We start from the raw sequence: 14,871 nt of genomic DNA, 5'->3' as shown, positions 1-14,871 counted from the left end.
TCATGCGACTTATCGGCGGCGCGTTTATAAAGCAGTATATGCAAGGAGGCTTTATGGTTTCCGTGATTTTTCCGGCGGCAGGTGCAGGAAGGCGCATGAAGGCGGACAGAAACAAGGTGCTTCTGGAACTTTCAGGCGTGCCGATCCTGCTTCGCACGCTGCGGCGCTTTTCCGCCGTACCTGCAGTCGCCGAACTGATCGTCGTCGTCGCCAAGGATGAGATCGCTTTTGTCGAGGAGATGCTGGAGAAGGCGCAGGGCTTGAAGCCCTGGCGCGTCGTTCAAGGCGGCGCTGAGCGCCAGTATTCGATCGCGAACGGCATGGCACATCTCGCCGCAGATGCCGACATTGTGCTCGTGCACGATGCGGCGAGGCCTTTAGTGAGCCTTGCTGTAATCGAAGCGGTCATCTCTGCGGCGCGTGAGAAGGGCGCGGCCATCGCTGCCGTGCGTGCGAAGAACACGATCAAGGTCGTCGGCGAGGACGGGCGCGTCGAGGCGACGCCGGCGCGTGCAAGCCTCTGGGAGGTGCAGACGCCGCAGGGATTTCGCCGTGAGATTTTGCAGCGCGCCTATGAGAAGGCGGCGCAGGACGGCTTCCTCGGCACGGACGACGCGAGTCTCGTCGAGCGAATCGGCGAGGCGGTCTTCGTCGTCGAGAGCGACTACGGCAATCTGAAGATCACGACGCCTGAAGATTTGTGGATGGCGGAGGCGCTTTTGGCGCATTCTGCAGGAATTGTGGATGAAATGAAGGTGACGATATGACGAGATTTGGCATGGGATACGACGTGCACCGCCTGGTGACAGGGCGCAAGCTCATCGTGGGCGGTGTCGACATCCCGCATGAATATGGGCTCCTGGGACATTCGGACGCCGATGTGCTGCTGCATGCCGTCGAGGACGCCCTCTTGGGTGCGGCGGCTCTCGGCGATCTCGGCAGGCACTTTCCCGACAGTGACGATCGCTGGAAAGGCGTGTCGAGCATGAAGCTCTTGGAGCATGTCGCGGAAATGATTCGTGCGAAGGGCTATTGCGTCGGCAACATCGACGCGACGATCGTGGCGCAGCGTCCGAAGTTCGCGCCCTACATCGAGGAAATGCGCCGGAACATCGCCGAAAAGCTCGATTTGGAGCCGGATCAGGTGAATGTGAAGGCGACGACGGAGGAGAAGCTCGGTTTTACGGGCGAGGAGAAAGGCATATCCGCCTACGCTGTCGCTTCTTTGGAGCGAATGGAGGAAAAATAAATGCTGAGGGTTTACAATACGCTGACGCGCGAGAAAGAGGAGTTCAAGCCCCTTGAGCCGGGCAAGGCGAGCATCTACTGCTGCGGCGTGACGCCGTACAACGACCCGCATATCGGCAACGCGCGTCCCTTTGTCACATGGGACGTCGTGCGCCGCTATCTGGAGAAGAAGGGCTATGCCGTGCGCTACGTGCAGAACTTCACGGACATCGACGACAAGATCATCCGCCGTGCAAAGGAGGCGGGCGAGACGTGGAAGGAGCTTGCCGACCACTACATCGCGGAATATTTCAAGGCGATCGACGCGCTCAACGTGCGCCGCGCCGACGCCTATCCGCGCGTTTCGGAGCATATTGCGGACGTGCTCGCCGTGATCGAAAAGCTGATCGAGAAGGGCTATGCCTATGCGCTCGACGGCGACGTCTACTACAGCGTGGAGCGCTTCGCGGGCTACGGCAAGCTCAGCGGCCGCTCTTTGGACGACATGCAGGCGGGCGCACGCGTCGGCGTCGACGAGCGCAAGCATCATCCGATGGATTTCGCGCTGTGGAAGGCGGCGAAGCCCGGAGAGCCTTCTTGGGACAGCCCGTGGGGCAAGGGGCGTCCGGGCTGGCACATCGAGTGTTCAACGATGTCGATGAAGTATTTGGGCGAGACGTTCGACTTCCACGGCGGCGGCAGCGATCTCATCTTCCCGCATCACGAGAACGAGATCGCACAGGCGCAGGCATGCACGGGCGACGACCACAGCTTCGCTCGCTACTGGCTGCACAATGGCTTCATCACGATCCATGACGAGAAGATGTCGAAGTCGAAAAACAACTTCTTCACCGTCAAGGACATTTTGGAGAAATACGCGGGAGAGGTCGTGCGCTTCTTCATCGTGCAGACGCACTACCGCAGTCCGCTCGATTTCACCGACGAGCGCTTGGCGGAGGCGAAGACGAGCCTCGCACGCCTCAAGAATTCGTGGGACAATGCCGCAGAGCTCTCGTCGCGCAAGGACGAGAGCTCTGGCAGCGCGAAGTCGCTTTTGGCAGCGGCGATGGAAGCCAAGGCGGCGTTCTATGAAGCGATGGACGACGATTTCAATACGGCGCTCGCCATCAGCCACCTCTTCTCCCTGTCGAAGGAAATCAACATCTATTATAACGAGGTCACGACGGGCGCAGCTGCCTTCGACGCGGCGAACTTCGCCAAGGTTCGTGCCGTTTACGCCGAGATGGCGGAAGTCATCGGCATCTTCGAGGCGAAGGAAGAAAAGGCGGATGACGGGCTTGTCGACAGCCTTATGGAACTTCTCCTCAATCTGCGCCAGAAGGCGCGTGAGGAGAAAAATTGGGCGCTCGCCGATCATCTGCGCGACGAACTCAAGGCTCGCGGCGTCGTCATCGAGGATACGCCGCAGGGCGCAAGGTGGAAGCGCGCATGAGGTTTGATCGCTTTCGCGCCATCGTCGGTTCAATGTTCACGCCCGACGGCGAGGGCGGCATCGCCGAGCGCTACGAAGGAATTGATGTGCGCCTCGCCAGCCCCCTCGTGCTCGCCTATATCGGCGATGCCTACTTCCATCTCTTCGTGCGCACGCGCCTTCTATCCTTCGAGCAGTCGCAGGTGCACGTCCTGAGTGACTTTGCCGCGCAGATCGTCTCGGCGGTCTGGCAGGCGAAGGCATATCACGCGATTGAGGAGCGTCTGACGGAGCGCGAGCGCGGCATCTTCCGCCGCGGCAGGAACGCGAAGAGCCATGCGCCGCGCCGCGCGAGCGTCGCCGAGTACCATGCGAGCACGGGCTTCGAGGCGCTTCTTGGCACGCTGTTTTTGGAAAAGGATACGGAGCGTTTGGACGAGATCGCCGAATGGGCGTTTCAGGCCATCGCGCAGGGCATGATGGCGGAGATTGCCGCTAAACGCGGACAGCGCGTGAAGAAAGGGGCGGCTGAATGACGGCACGCCTTACGAAGATGAAAGGAAAAGAGCCTTGGAAATACAGTTGATTGCAAAGACGCCGAATTACCTCAAAACGTGCTGGACGGCAGCGCGTACCTGCTACAGCGCGGATTCGCCCATCGAGCTTCTGGCCGAGGAAAAGAGCGAGGCGGACATGCTGCGCCTGTTGGAGCGCATCATGACGAGCAAGCATCTTTCGGTCGTCGAGCACTGCTCGATGACGTTCGCCGTCAAGGGCGTCTCGCGCACGCTTCTCGCGCAGTATTCGCGCCACCGCATCGGCGTGTCCTTAAGCGTCCAGAGCCAGCGCTACGTTTCGGAGCAGTCGGAAAAGCAGGCGGACGGCATCTTCGCCCACGTCGTGCCCGAGACGATTCGTGAGAAGGAAGCGGCGTATGCGCGCTATCTTGAGACGATGCAGGTGATTCAGAGAGCTTACGACGATCTTCTCGCGCTCGGCGTGGCGAAGCAGGACGCACGCTTCGTGCTGCCGGGCGCGGCGTGCACGAACTTCGTGACGACGCTCAACCTGCGTTCCTTCATGGACGTCTACGAAAAGCGCGTGACGACGCCGGGCGCACAGTGGGAGATCCGCGACATGATGCTCAGGATGCGCGACCTCCTCGTCGAAGAAGAGCCGTGGCTCACGAGGTACATCGTGAAGCCCGAAGTGCGCTGAATGAAGAGCGGAAGATGGTGCGAAGCGATGGAAACGAAGCAGAAGAAACGGCCTGCGAAGGAAGAGCGGACGGCCTTGAAGCGCGGCGGGAGGCAGGAAGAGCGGCGCGATACGCCTTCTGCCGATGAGATTCTCGTCGGCAGGAACGCCGTCTTCGAGGCGCTGAAGGCGGGGCGCGGCATCAATCGTATCCTCGTCGCGCAGGGCGCGAAGGAGGCGGCGCTCGCGCCGCTTCTCTCGCTTGCACGCGAGCAAGGCGTGCCTGTGCGGGCGAGCAAGCGAGAGAAGCTCGAACAGCTCGCGCCCGACATGCGCCATCAGGGCGTCATCGCCTACGCTGCGCCCGTTGCCTACGCCTCGCTCGATGACGTCTTCGCGTGCGCCGAGGAAAAGGGCGAGCCGCCTCTTCTCCTGCTGCTCGATGAGATCGAAGATCCGCACAACTTCGGCGCACTCCTGCGCACGGCGGACGCGGCGGGTGTGCACGGCGTGCTCGTGCCCGAGCGCCGCGGCTGTGCGCTGACGGCGACGGTTGCCAAGACCTCGGCGGGCGCTGTCGAGCATGTGCGCGTCGTGCGCATCGGCAACATCGTTCAGGAGATGAAGCGACTCAAGGAGCGCGGCCTCTGGTTCGTCGGCGCCGATATGGCGGGCGATGAGGACATGTTCCATGCCGACTTGACGGGGGCTCTGTGCATCGTCATCGGCAGCGAGGGCAAGGGACTCGGCCGCCTCGTCAAGGAAACGTGCGACTTTCTCGTGCGCATCCCGATGCACGGGGCGATCAACTCGCTCAACGCTTCCGTCGCCGGGGCGCTCCTCATGTACGAGGCGAGGCGTGCGCGCCTCTTGGGAAGGGCGTAAGGCGATGGCGAAGAAGCGCGAGCATTTCATCATCGACGGCTACAACGTCATCCATGCGCTGCCCGAGCTGGCCTCCCTCGCGGGCGATCTTGCAGAAGCGCGTGACCGCTTGCTCCATCTGCTCATGGAGTACGGCGCTTACGAAAAATACGATATGACCGTCGTCTTTGACGCTCTCTTTGCAAGCGGCGAAGAGCACAGAGAACAGGTCGCGCCGCACTTCGAGGTCATCTACACGGGCGAGGGCGTGACGGCGGACAGCTGCATCGAGCGCCTTGCCTATGAATCCGTGCGCACCTCGCGCGAGGTGCACGTCGTGACCTCCGACGGCGCCGAGCAGTCGGCGATCCTCGGCGCGGGCGCCTATCGCATCTCATCGGCGGAGCTTTGGCGGCGCGTGAAGAAGACGAAGAAAAAGATTGCCGACGAGTACTTGGGCGAGGTGACGCTGCCCCTTTCGCGCAACGAAGTCGGCTCGCGCATCGACAGCCGCACGGCGGCGAAACTCGACGCTCTGCGAAAGCGCAGCCGCTGAAATGTACGCGAAAAGGCGCGGATAAATGAGAAATATGCGCAGCAAAACGCGCCAAAGGCGGAAAAAGCCGCGCCGCGCTTGACGTTTCGGGCATCTGTGGAGTATAATCAAAGCAGTTGAGGGGGAAGCCGAAGGATTGGCAGCCCTCTGGGGGACATCGTTTTCTTCAGAAGTGGAAAACAACACGAATGGGGTCGATGCTATGGAAGCGGAAATGAGAGACAGCGGCAATGATACACGGTTTGAAGGATTTGACGGCCTGACGGATGAGGAAGTCATTTCTAGGATCAAGGAAAATTGCAGCAACATCGCTCTGGACTACTTGATCAACAAGTATCGCAACTTCGTTCGCGCGAAGGCGCGCTCCTACTTCCTCATCGGCGCTGACCGCGAGGACATCGTGCAGGAGGGAATGATCGGCCTTTACAAGGCGATTCGCGATTTCCGCAACGACCGCCTTTCGTCCTTTCGCGCGTTTGCTGAGCTCTGCGTGACGCGCCAGATCATTACGGCGATCAAGACGGCGACGCGCCAGAAGCACATCCCGCTGAATTCATACATATCGCTCAACAAGCCGATTTACGATGAGGATTCTGACCGCACACTCCTCGATATTCTGCCGGGAGCACGCGTTTCAAATCCCGAGGAGCTCGTCATCAGTCAGGAAGAGTTCGTCGATATCGAGGAAAAGATGGAAGAGATCCTGAGCGATCTCGAATGGCGCGTGCTCATGAGCTACCTCGACGGCAAGTCGTATCAGGAGATCGCCGTCGATCTCGACCGCCATGTCAAGTCCATCGACAATGCTCTGCAGCGCGTGAAGCGCAAGTTGGAGCGCTATATGGAAAACCGCGGGGACGAGGTTGACATCACGACGGTCTACCGAGGTTTGAGCACGATCAATCATCGTATGCACGACGCCCTTGACGCCCAGATGCAGCGGAAATAGAGAGGGCAGCCGCTTTCAGCCAAGGCGCTTGGCATGGGAGCGGCTTTTTCACATGCAGGGGGAGGGCGCTCGGAAATTGGGCGGCAAGCGGTTCTTGACGGTGGATTCGCGTGAGCTTTCCGATGCAAAAGCGTACAGGAAAAGCAAGGAGAAAGGTGAAATGCATGGAAAAACTGAAAAGAATACGCAAGCTCGATTGGTTCATCCTCGTCGTGGCCGTTTGGCTCATGGCCACGCTTGACTATGACAATTTGCAGACCATCGACATCGCCTATCTCGTTTCGATGGCGCTGTGGATCGTGTTCCTCATCATGCGCGTCGTCTTCGATCTGCCGCATGAGAAGAAGAGTGAGGTCGGCGAAGAGAAATGAGAAAGGCGGTTTTCTTCGACCTCGACGGCACGATCATCGATGTCACGCACAAGAGGCCGCTGCCTGCCGAGGCGGTGCGCACGGCGATCCGCCGTCTGCAGGAAGCGGGACACTATGCCTTCGTTGCCACGGGGCGTCCGTACAGCTTCATTGAGCAGGGGCTGCTCGACCTCGGCTTCGACGGTTTCGTGCTCATGAACGGCGCCGTCGTCATGATCGGCGGTGAAATCATCTTCCAGAAGCCTCTGCCTCCTTCGCTCGTCTGCCGCATCGTGCGTCTGGCTCAGGAGAAGGGCTTAGACTTCTGCCAGGAGAGCGTGGACTTCACCTACATGGGCGCGGAATGCAAGGGGCTGGAAGCCTTCTTCAAGAGCTTCGATGTGCCGCTTGACTTCTTTCGCCGCGACTTTTCCTGGCGCGATGTCGTGACCTACAAGATGGAGTTTTATGCTACAGAGCGCACGTCCTTTGCGGACTTTCTGCAGCTTCCGGGCGTCACAGGGCTCGTCGATGCGGCGCACGGCAGGAACTTCGAGCTGTATTCCGCGCACGAATCGAAGGGCACGGGCATCCTTCATGCACTCGAATACATCGGTGTTCCCGTGGAAGAAAGCTACGCTTTCGGCGACGGCGAGAACGACATCGAGATGATGCAGACCGTCGCGCACGCCCTCGTCATGGGGAACGCCAACGAGAGGCTGCTGCCTCATGCTGAGACCGTTGTGCCCACGGTGCTGGAAGACGGTGCGGCATGGGGAATCGAGCATTGCATCTTGCAGGACGATTGAAATATGACAGCTTGGACGAACGATAGGAGAATCCTTATGAAGAAAATGCTGGGCATGCTCGCCGCACTCGTTTTTGCCTGCACGTTGCTGACGGGCTGCATGGGAGCACCGAATGCGGCGCAGGAAGCGGCGCAGGCGAAGGGCGGCGCTCTAAACGTCAAGGTGCTCGACGTCGGGCAGGGAGACGCCATCCTCATACGAACGGCGGATCAGACCATATTCATCGATACGGGCGACCTCGACGAGCATCCGAAGCTCGAAGCGGCGCTCAAGAAAGAAAATATCAAGACGGTCGACAAGCTCATCATCACGCACCCTCATGCCGACCATTTGGGCGGCGCTTCCGTCCTCTTCAAGAACTGCGAGGTCAAGGCGGTCTATGACAACGGCGAGCCGACGACGGCGAAGTTCTACCGCGACTACCTGAAGACCATCAAATCGAAGAGCATTCCCTACAAGGCGCTCGTCGACGGCGATGTGCTCGACTTCGGCGGCGGCGTCTCGTTTCACGTTCTGAGTCCGACGGCCGAGATGGTGAAGGAGGGCGGCAAGAAAAACGGCAAGCCGAACCTCAATATCAACTCGATCGTCGGCAGGCTCGAATACGGTGACTTCACGATGCTCTTCACGGGCGATGCAGAAAAGGAGACGGAGAAATCAACGCTCTCGCGCCACAGCGCGGCCGACCTCAAGAGCCTCATCCTCAAGTCGCCGCACCACGGCAGCAAGACATCGTCGACGGCGGCATTTTTGAAGGCGACGGCGCCCGAGGTCGTCGCGATCTCCTGCGGTGCGGGAAACGACTACGGGCATCCGCACAAGGAAGTCCTCGAAAGATACAAGAAGTTCAACATCAAGGTCTATCGCACCGACCAAGGCGGCACGATTGCCATAACCTCGGACGGCAAGACCTACAGCGTGAAGGAGGAAAAGTAAATGGCATTTGCCGTCATCGATCGCTTCGAGGAAGAGAAAGCAGTTCTCCTCGTGGGAGAGGAAGAGAAGAAAGTCGTCTTTCCTGCGGACGAACTGCCCGCAGGGCTTTCAGAGGGCGATTATATTCGCTGGGAGATTTCCTTTGACGAGGAGCGCACGAAGGCGGCGCGCGAAGAAGCGGAGGCGCTTCTGCAGAGTCTCAAGGGAGATTGAGAAGTGAGATGGAAACTCGGAGCTTGACGCTCTTATGAGATTGACGATAGGAGTGGTTTTTTTGTTCAAACGATTTTTTTTGTCCTTCAGCCTTTTTCTGATGGCGCTCATGCTCTTTGCCCCCGAGGCTTTCGCCGCGCGGGCGCTTGAGCTCAATGACCTCCAGTATCAGGTGCTCGAGGAGGATGGACGCAGCGTGCTGCGCATCGAGATCGGCATGAGTCGTGCGGATGTTTCCTATACGGTTCAGAAAGATTCGTCGAAGCCCAAGCATCTGATCGTGGCCGTGCAGGATGCGAAACTCGGCGCCATGCGCACGGATGCGACGCTCGACGGCGCACTCGGACGCTTCATGACGCTGCGCGAGGAGGGACGGCGCGGCGTGGAGATCATGGTTTCCTTCGCTTCGGAGGTGGAGGAGCAGAATTACGCCGTTTACACGCTGCCTGCCGATCGCAGCGCGAAGAAGCCGGATCGCCTCGTTATCGACGTGATGACGCCCGTCGCTGCTCCTGTGCCGGCCTTCGTCGCACCCGATGGCATCGAAGGCGTCGCCGGGCATACGATCGTGCTTGATCCTGGGCACGGCGGCAGCGATTCGGGCGCGGTCGGCCCGAATGGCGTGCGTGAAAAGGATGTGGCTCTCCAGGTGGCGCAGAAGGTACAGCGTCTCTTGGAAGGTGCAGGTGCGCACGTCGTGATGACACGAACGACGGATCGCGACGTCTACGGCCCGAACGCTTCGGACGGACAGGAACTGCAGGCGCGTGTCGATGTCGCCGAGCGCACGCCGGGAGCGGAGCTGTTCTTGAGCATCCACTGCAACGCTTTTTCCAGCCCGACGGCGAACGGCACGGAAACGTATTCGTACTATGGCTCGATCGAGGGCGGCAGGCTCGCTGCCATCCTGCAGGAAGAGCTTCTTGCGGCGGGCGGCCTGCGGGATCGCGGCGCGAAGGAGGCAAACCTCTACGTGCTCAAGCATTCGAGCATGCCTGCCTCTCTTGTCGAGCTTGCTTTCATCTCGAATGAACGCGAAGAAGCTCTCTTGACCTCGGAAGATTTTCAAAACAAGATGGCATTTGCCATAGCGAAGGGGCTGAGCCGCTTCTTTGTGGGCGGATAAGCGAAAAGAAAGGCGGTTTTTTAGAATGAAAATCATGAAATCCATGCTCGCGCTCCTCATGCTTCTGACGCTTCTCCTTGCTGTGGGCTGCGGCGCAGACGACAAATCCAAGGGCGCGGACACGCCGGCGGCAGACAAGCCAGCGGCGACAGACAAGAAGGACGCGGGGGCGAAGAACGGCTCGGCCAAGCCGGCAGAAAAGATCGGCATCAAGGTCTACTATCCCGACGACAACGGCATGAAGCTCGTAGCCGAGACGCGCACGGTCGAGACGACGCAGGACGGCAAGTACAAGGCGGCGATGGAATCCCTGCTCTCGGGCACGAAGGCGAAGGGCGTCATCACGATCATCCCCAAGAAGACGAAGCTCAAGAGCGTTGCAGTCAAGGACGGCATTGCGACCGTCGATTTCAGCGAAGACCTCGTCAAGAACTTTGCAGGAGGCTCGACGGGAGAGGAAATGCTCGTCGGCTCCATCGTCAACACTCTGACCGAGTTCCCCGAGGTGAAGTCCGTGCAGATCCTCCTCGAAGGAAAGAAAGTCGACTCTCTGGCCGGTCACCTCGACACGTCGAAGCCACTCAAGCGCATGACAGAACTTCTGTGAGAAGAATCCTGATGATTTCGGGATGAGGATAGATATTTCTCTATGGAAAAAGGGGCTGCCGCACATGATCTAAGTGCGACAGCCCCTTTTGTTTGCTGTAAGATGGTCATTTGTACCGCCGGTTGCTTCCATTTGGGCGATGGATTTTCGCAGCCGCTCCATATTAGCTTCGCTGTAAAAGGGGTCGGCGGATACTTCAAAAGGAATGCGCTGTTCTCGCGTGACTTTTGTAGCAAACATCGTGAAGGCGGATGCCATTGTCAGGCCCATCGCATGGCATGTCTGCTCCATCTGCTCTTTCAAGACTGCATCCATAGAAAAATTTACAACTGCCTGTGCCATAGGATTCGCTCCTTCCTTTCCGTACATCTATCGTATCGTGTTTGCAGCTTAAGAAACAACAAGAAATTTTCGATGAAATAAAGAAGAACAGCGGAAGATTGTTTTCTCAGCACAGGGAAGGGATGAGGAAATGAGCATGAGAATCGGAACTGTCGTGCGCGGGCGCGAGGCGAGCGCTTCTTTTGTATCTGCGCCATCCTCTGCCATGGCATTGAAGGGCAAGGAGAAGGAGAAGACGCATCTCGGCAGTGCGGCTGAGGTGCTGATCAGCAGGAAGGCGCGGCTTCTGCAGCTTGGGGAAAAGGACGCGAAGGAGATTCTGCGCGATGCCGAGGAGCGGGACGACATGTCGGCACGCGGCAGGATCGAAAGCGTGGAGGACACGAGGGATGTCGTCAAGGCGGAGAAGGAGCGCGTCGTTGCCATCAAGGAACTGCTCAAGGATGATACCTTGACCGACGATGAAAGAAAAGTGCTCAAGGAGGAGAAGGAAAAGCTCTTGTCACACATTGTCGCGACCTCGTACGACGACAAGATCTCCATGATTTATGACCTTAAAACAAAGTTGGAGAAGAAGGTGGCTGAAGCGCGTGCAGAAGTCGAGGAAGACCGCCTGTGTGCGCCTTTGCCGAAGGATGAGGACGAGGATTTCAATTGGTTTGAAGCCAGCCACGAAGAAGTGGAAAAGATGATTGAGAAGATAAATAAAAGAGAGGAGGCGCGGATGGCAGGCCGGCGTATAGAGGATCCTCTAGGGCTGCGGGGCAGAGAACAGAGAGACTTTGACGAACTTGATGCCAGCTTTTCCAAACTCAATATATGGCTTGAGGACACACAGGCTTTGGCGGAAGATCTGGAGTGGACGCTTCTGAAGCTTGCCGAATGCGGTCGTCAGGAAGACTCGGATGAGGCCACCGAGAAGATGAAGGAAGAGCAGAAAAAGCTCGAGGAAATCGCGAAAATGAAAGAAGGTCTTCTGCCTCTGCCGCCTGAAAAGAAGCAAAAGGAAGATGCCGACGCCGATAATGACGATGGAAAAGACAAGGGCAAGATTGCCGGCGCCGCTGCCCCGACTGCATCGCCTGCTGCCCGCGCAGCCGTCCGCATCGCCATGGCTCGCTATGCGGCGAAACATTGAAACATGAAAAAGAACGGTCGTCAGAAGCTCTTGATGTGCTTCCGGCGATCGTTCTTTTTCTCGTTTCAGAACTATATCTCGCTCTTTCCCACGGCGTCGAACGTGTCCGTGATGCTCTTTGCAGGCTCTTTATCCAAGAGGCTCACGACATAGATGGCGCAAAGGGCAAGGACGAAGCCTGGGATGATCTCGTAGAGGCCGAAGAGGGCGAACTGCTTCCATACGAGGACGGTGACGCCGCCCGTGATGATGCCCGCGAGGATGCCGTTTCTCGTGGCGCGGCGCCAGAAGAGCGAGGCGAGCAATGCGGGGCCGAAGGCGGCGCCGAAGCCTGCCCATGCGTAGGCGACCATGTCGAGGATGAGGCTCTCGGGATTCATGGCAAGCGTCAGAGAGAGGGCGGCAATCAAGAGGACGGAGAGGCGGCTGACCCAGACGAGTTCGCCTTGGCTCGCGTTCTTATGAAGCAGCGAACGGTAGAAATCCTGTGCGAAGGCTGAAGCTGCGACGAGAAGCTGCGCTGATGCCGTGCTCATGATGGCGGCGAGGACGGCGGAGAGGATGAGTCCAGCGATGAAGGGGTTGAAGATCGAATCCGTCATCACGAGGAAAACCGTCTCCGTTGCCGTGCCGAAGAGCGGCTCGGTAAGGTAGGCGCGTCCGACCATGCCGACGAGGACGGCAGCGGTGAGCGAGATGGCGACCCACGTCATGGCGATGTGCATGGCGCGTCCGAGTTCGGCGGATGAGCGGATTGCCATGAAGCGTACGAGGATATGCGGCTGACCGAAGTAGCCGAGTCCCCAGCCCATGAGCGAGATGAACTCGATGAAACCGAGCGTCGAACCGTCAGGTTTCTGGAAAGGATTGAAGAACGACGGCTCCATCGTGTAGATGGCAGCGAGCGTCACGGACGGACCGCCGAGCAGATAGGAGGCGGCGGCGGGCACGAGCAGGATGGCGAAGAACATCATGACGCCCTGGATGAAGTCTGTCCAGCAGACGGCGAGGAAGCCGCCCGCGAGCGTGTAGAAGACAACGACGAAAGCGCCGAGGAACAGCGCCTGCGTGTAGGGAAGCGCGAAGATCGTCTCGAAGAGCTTGCCGCCCGCGACAAAGCCCGACGATGTATAGATGATGAAGAAGAGCAAGATGAAGACGGCGGGAATGATGCGCAGGAGGTTCGACTTGTCCTCGTAGCGATTCTGCAGAAAATCGGGCAGCGTCAGCGAATTGTTGGCAAGCTCCGTATATTTTCGAAGACGTGCGGCAACGAACTTCCAGTTCGCATAGGTGCCGAGCGCAAGCCCCAAGGCGATCCAGCCCGCATTGAGTCCCGCGATGTAGGCGAAGCCCGGCAGCCCCATGAGCATCCAGCCGCTCATGTCGGAGGCTTCGGCGCTCAAGGACGTGACCCATGCGCCGAGCTTGCGGTTGCCGAGAATGTAGTCCGCCATGGAGCGCGTGCGCCGATAGTAGTAGATGCCGATGAGCATCATGAGGCCGAGGTAGACGATGAATGCGATGATGATCGCCATGTTGTTTGTCAAGATAAGTCCCCCTAAAGGAAGTACGGATGAATTCTACGGATATACTTCCCTATTATAATGAAAAGCGGCCCTTTATGCAACGAATCCCTTGCATAAAGGAACTTCTTCCTATATAATACCAATTGTAGAAGAGTGAGCGGATGGGAGGCGGCGAGGTGAAAAAATACGATGTCGCCATTGTGGGCGCGGGTCCGGCGGGCGTTTTCGCGGCGTATGAGCTGGCGGAGAAGAAGCCCGGCCTTTCCATCGTCGTCTTAGAGAGCGGCAACGACATATATCATCGCTGCTGTCCGATTGCGGCGGGCAAGGTCAAGAGCTGCATCGGCTGCAAGCCTTGCAGCATCATGCGCGGCTTCGGCGGCGCGGGCGCCTTTTCCGACGGCAAGTACAACTTCACGACGCAGTTCGGCGGCTGGCTCGGCGAGTACATCAGTTCCGCCGAGGTCATGCGTCTCATCGAATACGTCGATGCGATCAACATGCGCCACGGTGCGCCCGCGAAGGTGTTCAGCACGAAGGGAAGCCGCATCGGCAAGCTCGCCTTGGAGCATGATCTGCATCTTTTGGAAGCGAGCGTGCGCCACCTTGGCACGGAAAACAACTTGAAGATGCTCGAAAAAACGTATGAGTACATGAAGGATCGCGTCGAATTCCGCTTCCATGAACCCGTCAGGAATATCCTTTCCGACGGCGAGGGAGAAAACGCCTTGGAACTGGAAAGCGGCGAGCGCATCGCCGCCGAGTATCTCGTCGTTGCGCCGGGGCGCTCGGGCGCCGAATGGTTTTCCGAGGAGTGTCGGCGGCTGCGCGTCGAGCAGAAGAACAATCAGGTCGATGTCGGCGTGCGCGTCGAAGTGCCCGACGAGATCTTCGACCACATCACGTCGGAGGTCTATGAGGCGAAACTCGTCTATCGCACGAAGCGCTACGGCGATTCCGTGCGAACTTTCTGCATGAATCCGCACGGTCATGTCGTCATGGAGAATACGGGCGGCATCATGACGGTCAACGGTCACTCGTACAGCGATCCAAAAATGCAGAGCCACAATACGAACTTTGCGCTCCTGGTGTCGAATCACTTCACGGAGCCGTTCAACGAGCCACACAAGTACGGCAAGAGCATCGCGTCTTTTTCCAATATGCTCGGCGGCGGCATCATCATGCAGCGTTACGGCGATCTCGTCAAGGGCAGGCGCACGAACGCGCACCGCATGAGTCACAGCTTCATGGAGCCGACGCTTCATGCGACGCCCGGTGATCTCTCGCTGATCCTGCCCAAGCGCCATCTCGACAACATCATGGAGATGGTGCAGGCGCTCAACGCCGTTGCACCGGGCATGACGAATGACGACACGCTGCTCTACGGCGTCGAGGTCAAGTTCTACAGTTCGCGCATCGTGCTGTCCAATGAGCTGGAAACGCGCCTCAAGAACGTCTTTGCCGTCGGCGACGGCGCCGGCGTCACGCGCGGCCTTTCGCAGGCGGGCGCGAGCGGCGTGCATGTTGCCCGCGTCATACTCTCGCGCATGGGCGCAGGTTGAGAAAGTTCTTAATCTTTTAGTGACTTTGGCCGAT

18 protein-coding genes are annotated in these 14,871 nt (G+C 58.7%); 16 read left to right on the top strand and 2 right to left on the bottom strand.

From position 1 onward, the window contains the following. The first annotated feature begins 53 nt into the window (after positions 1 to 53). The 14 genes from ispD (at position 54) to OL236_RS06610 (ending at position 10,266) form a co-directional block, all read left to right on the top strand. The gene (gene ispD / locus OL236_RS06675; RefSeq protein WP_265070038.1) at positions 54 to 767 is read left to right on the top strand and encodes a 2-C-methyl-D-erythritol 4-phosphate cytidylyltransferase; all 714 of its coding nucleotides are present in this window, start codon (positions 54 to 56) and stop codon (positions 765 to 767) included. Further along, complete coding sequence (gene ispF, locus OL236_RS06670; RefSeq protein WP_265070037.1) at positions 764 to 1,249, top strand: 2-C-methyl-D-erythritol 2,4-cyclodiphosphate synthase; 486 nt, start codon at positions 764 to 766, stop codon at positions 1,247 to 1,249. The genes ispD and ispF overlap by 4 nt, the downstream gene beginning before the upstream one ends. Then, positions 1,250 to 2,680 (top strand): cysteine--tRNA ligase, encoded by a 1,431-nt coding sequence (gene cysS / locus OL236_RS06665; protein WP_009646813.1) that lies wholly within the window; start codon positions 1,250 to 1,252, stop codon positions 2,678 to 2,680. Further along, positions 2,677 to 3,195 (top strand): Mini-ribonuclease 3, encoded by a 519-nt coding sequence (locus OL236_RS06660; RefSeq protein WP_009646865.1) that lies wholly within the window; start codon positions 2,677 to 2,679, stop codon positions 3,193 to 3,195. Before cysS ends, OL236_RS06660 begins: the two co-directional genes overlap by 4 nt. Before the next feature lie 34 nt (positions 3,196 to 3,229). Next, the gene (gene thyX / locus OL236_RS06655; RefSeq protein WP_265070036.1) at positions 3,230 to 3,877 is read left to right on the top strand and encodes an FAD-dependent thymidylate synthase; all 648 of its coding nucleotides are present in this window, start codon (positions 3,230 to 3,232) and stop codon (positions 3,875 to 3,877) included. 27 nt (positions 3,878 to 3,904) lie between these two features. Further along, positions 3,905 to 4,741, top strand: coding sequence for a 23S rRNA (guanosine(2251)-2'-O)-methyltransferase RlmB (gene rlmB / locus OL236_RS06650; protein WP_265070035.1), 837 nt, complete (start codon positions 3,905 to 3,907; stop codon positions 4,739 to 4,741). A 4-nt stretch (positions 4,742 to 4,745) separates the two neighbouring features. Beyond that, on the top strand, positions 4,746 to 5,276 hold the full coding sequence (locus OL236_RS06645; protein WP_265070034.1) for an NYN domain-containing protein: 531 nt from the start codon (positions 4,746 to 4,748) through the stop codon (positions 5,274 to 5,276). Between the two features lie 202 nt (positions 5,277 to 5,478). Beyond that, positions 5,479 to 6,225, top strand: coding sequence for an RNA polymerase sporulation sigma factor SigH (gene sigH / locus OL236_RS06640; protein WP_006192838.1), 747 nt, complete (start codon positions 5,479 to 5,481; stop codon positions 6,223 to 6,225). Between the two features lie 164 nt (positions 6,226 to 6,389). Further along, entirely contained in the window at positions 6,390 to 6,596 is a 207-nt protein-coding gene (locus tag OL236_RS06635) for a hypothetical protein (RefSeq protein ID WP_265070033.1), read from the top strand. After that, the gene (locus tag OL236_RS06630) at positions 6,593 to 7,384 is read left to right on the top strand and encodes an HAD family hydrolase (protein WP_265070032.1); all 792 of its coding nucleotides are present in this window, start codon (positions 6,593 to 6,595) and stop codon (positions 7,382 to 7,384) included. The genes OL236_RS06635 and OL236_RS06630 overlap by 4 nt, the downstream gene beginning before the upstream one ends. Positions 7,385 to 7,420: 36 nt before the next feature. Beyond that, positions 7,421 to 8,320: a ComEC/Rec2 family competence protein gene (locus tag OL236_RS06625; RefSeq protein ID WP_265070031.1), complete on the top strand. Its 900-nt coding sequence runs from the start codon at positions 7,421 to 7,423 to the stop codon at positions 8,318 to 8,320. Next, positions 8,321 to 8,533, top strand: a complete 213-nt coding sequence (locus OL236_RS06620; protein ID WP_006192833.1) for a DUF3006 domain-containing protein — start codon at positions 8,321 to 8,323, stop codon at positions 8,531 to 8,533. A gap of 52 nt (positions 8,534 to 8,585) precedes the next feature. Next, positions 8,586 to 9,659: an N-acetylmuramoyl-L-alanine amidase family protein gene (locus OL236_RS06615; RefSeq protein WP_265071799.1), complete on the top strand. Its 1,074-nt coding sequence runs from the start codon at positions 8,586 to 8,588 to the stop codon at positions 9,657 to 9,659. A gap of 25 nt (positions 9,660 to 9,684) precedes the next feature. After that, on the top strand, positions 9,685 to 10,266 hold the full coding sequence (locus tag OL236_RS06610; RefSeq protein ID WP_265070030.1) for a GerMN domain-containing protein: 582 nt from the start codon (positions 9,685 to 9,687) through the stop codon (positions 10,264 to 10,266). A gap of 69 nt (positions 10,267 to 10,335) precedes the next feature. On the opposite strand, the gene OL236_RS06605 is transcribed toward OL236_RS06610, so the two are convergent. Next, positions 10,336 to 10,608 (bottom strand): type II toxin-antitoxin system RelB/DinJ family antitoxin, encoded by a 273-nt coding sequence (locus OL236_RS06605; protein WP_265070029.1) that lies wholly within the window; start codon positions 10,606 to 10,608, stop codon positions 10,336 to 10,338. A gap of 136 nt (positions 10,609 to 10,744) precedes the next feature. Between OL236_RS06605 and OL236_RS06600 the strand changes: the two genes are divergently transcribed. Further along, positions 10,745 to 11,746 carry a hypothetical protein gene (locus OL236_RS06600; protein ID WP_265070028.1) on the top strand — a complete coding sequence of 334 codons (1,002 nt, stop codon included), beginning with the start codon at positions 10,745 to 10,747 and terminating at the stop codon, positions 11,744 to 11,746. A 71-nt stretch (positions 11,747 to 11,817) separates the two neighbouring features. On the opposite strand, the gene putP is transcribed toward OL236_RS06600, so the two are convergent. Next, the gene (gene putP, locus OL236_RS06595) at positions 11,818 to 13,296 is read right to left on the bottom strand and encodes a sodium/proline symporter PutP (RefSeq protein ID WP_320109793.1); all 1,479 of its coding nucleotides are present in this window, start codon (positions 13,294 to 13,296) and stop codon (positions 11,818 to 11,820) included. A gap of 140 nt (positions 13,297 to 13,436) precedes the next feature. On the opposite strand from putP, the gene OL236_RS06590 reads away from it, so the two are divergent. Continuing rightward, the gene (locus OL236_RS06590) at positions 13,437 to 14,837 is read left to right on the top strand and encodes an NAD(P)/FAD-dependent oxidoreductase (RefSeq protein WP_264918742.1); all 1,401 of its coding nucleotides are present in this window, start codon (positions 13,437 to 13,439) and stop codon (positions 14,835 to 14,837) included. Positions 14,838 to 14,871 lie beyond the last annotated feature (34 nt).

Source organism: Selenomonas sputigena (assembly GCF_026015965.1).
Lineage (GTDB): Bacteria > Bacillota > Negativicutes > Selenomonadales > Selenomonadaceae > Selenomonas.
Note: the sequence above shows the minus strand (reverse complement) of the source record. Positions and strands in the feature narration are given on the sequence as shown.

What these genes read in the sequence shown, in the direction of transcription:
- ispD (WP_265070038.1), top strand. Translation starts at nt 54, where the DNA reads ATGGTTTCCGTGATTTTTCCGGCGGCAGGTGCAGGAAGGCGCATGAAG.
- ispF (WP_265070037.1), top strand. Translation starts at nt 764, where the DNA reads ATGACGAGATTTGGCATGGGATACGACGTGCACCGCCTGGTGACAGGG.
- cysS (WP_009646813.1), top strand. Translation starts at nt 1,250, where the DNA reads ATGCTGAGGGTTTACAATACGCTGACGCGCGAGAAAGAGGAGTTCAAG.
- OL236_RS06660 (WP_009646865.1), top strand. Translation starts at nt 2,677, where the DNA reads ATGAGGTTTGATCGCTTTCGCGCCATCGTCGGTTCAATGTTCACGCCC.
- rlmB (WP_265070035.1), top strand. Translation starts at nt 3,905, where the DNA reads ATGGAAACGAAGCAGAAGAAACGGCCTGCGAAGGAAGAGCGGACGGCC.
- OL236_RS06645 (WP_265070034.1), top strand. Translation starts at nt 4,746, where the DNA reads ATGGCGAAGAAGCGCGAGCATTTCATCATCGACGGCTACAACGTCATC.
- sigH (WP_006192838.1), top strand. Translation starts at nt 5,479, where the DNA reads ATGGAAGCGGAAATGAGAGACAGCGGCAATGATACACGGTTTGAAGGA.
- OL236_RS06635 (WP_265070033.1), top strand. Translation starts at nt 6,390, where the DNA reads ATGGAAAAACTGAAAAGAATACGCAAGCTCGATTGGTTCATCCTCGTC.
- OL236_RS06630 (WP_265070032.1), top strand. Translation starts at nt 6,593, where the DNA reads ATGAGAAAGGCGGTTTTCTTCGACCTCGACGGCACGATCATCGATGTC.
- OL236_RS06625 (WP_265070031.1), top strand. Translation starts at nt 7,421, where the DNA reads ATGAAGAAAATGCTGGGCATGCTCGCCGCACTCGTTTTTGCCTGCACG.
- OL236_RS06620 (WP_006192833.1), top strand. Translation starts at nt 8,321, where the DNA reads ATGGCATTTGCCGTCATCGATCGCTTCGAGGAAGAGAAAGCAGTTCTC.
- OL236_RS06610 (WP_265070030.1), top strand. Translation starts at nt 9,685, where the DNA reads ATGAAAATCATGAAATCCATGCTCGCGCTCCTCATGCTTCTGACGCTT.
- OL236_RS06605 (WP_265070029.1), bottom strand. Translation starts at nt 10,608, where the DNA reads ATGGCACAGGCAGTTGTAAATTTTTCTATGGATGCAGTCTTGAAAGAG.
- OL236_RS06600 (WP_265070028.1), top strand. Translation starts at nt 10,745, where the DNA reads ATGAGAATCGGAACTGTCGTGCGCGGGCGCGAGGCGAGCGCTTCTTTT.
- OL236_RS06590 (WP_264918742.1), top strand. Translation starts at nt 13,437, where the DNA reads ATGGGAGGCGGCGAGGTGAAAAAATACGATGTCGCCATTGTGGGCGCG.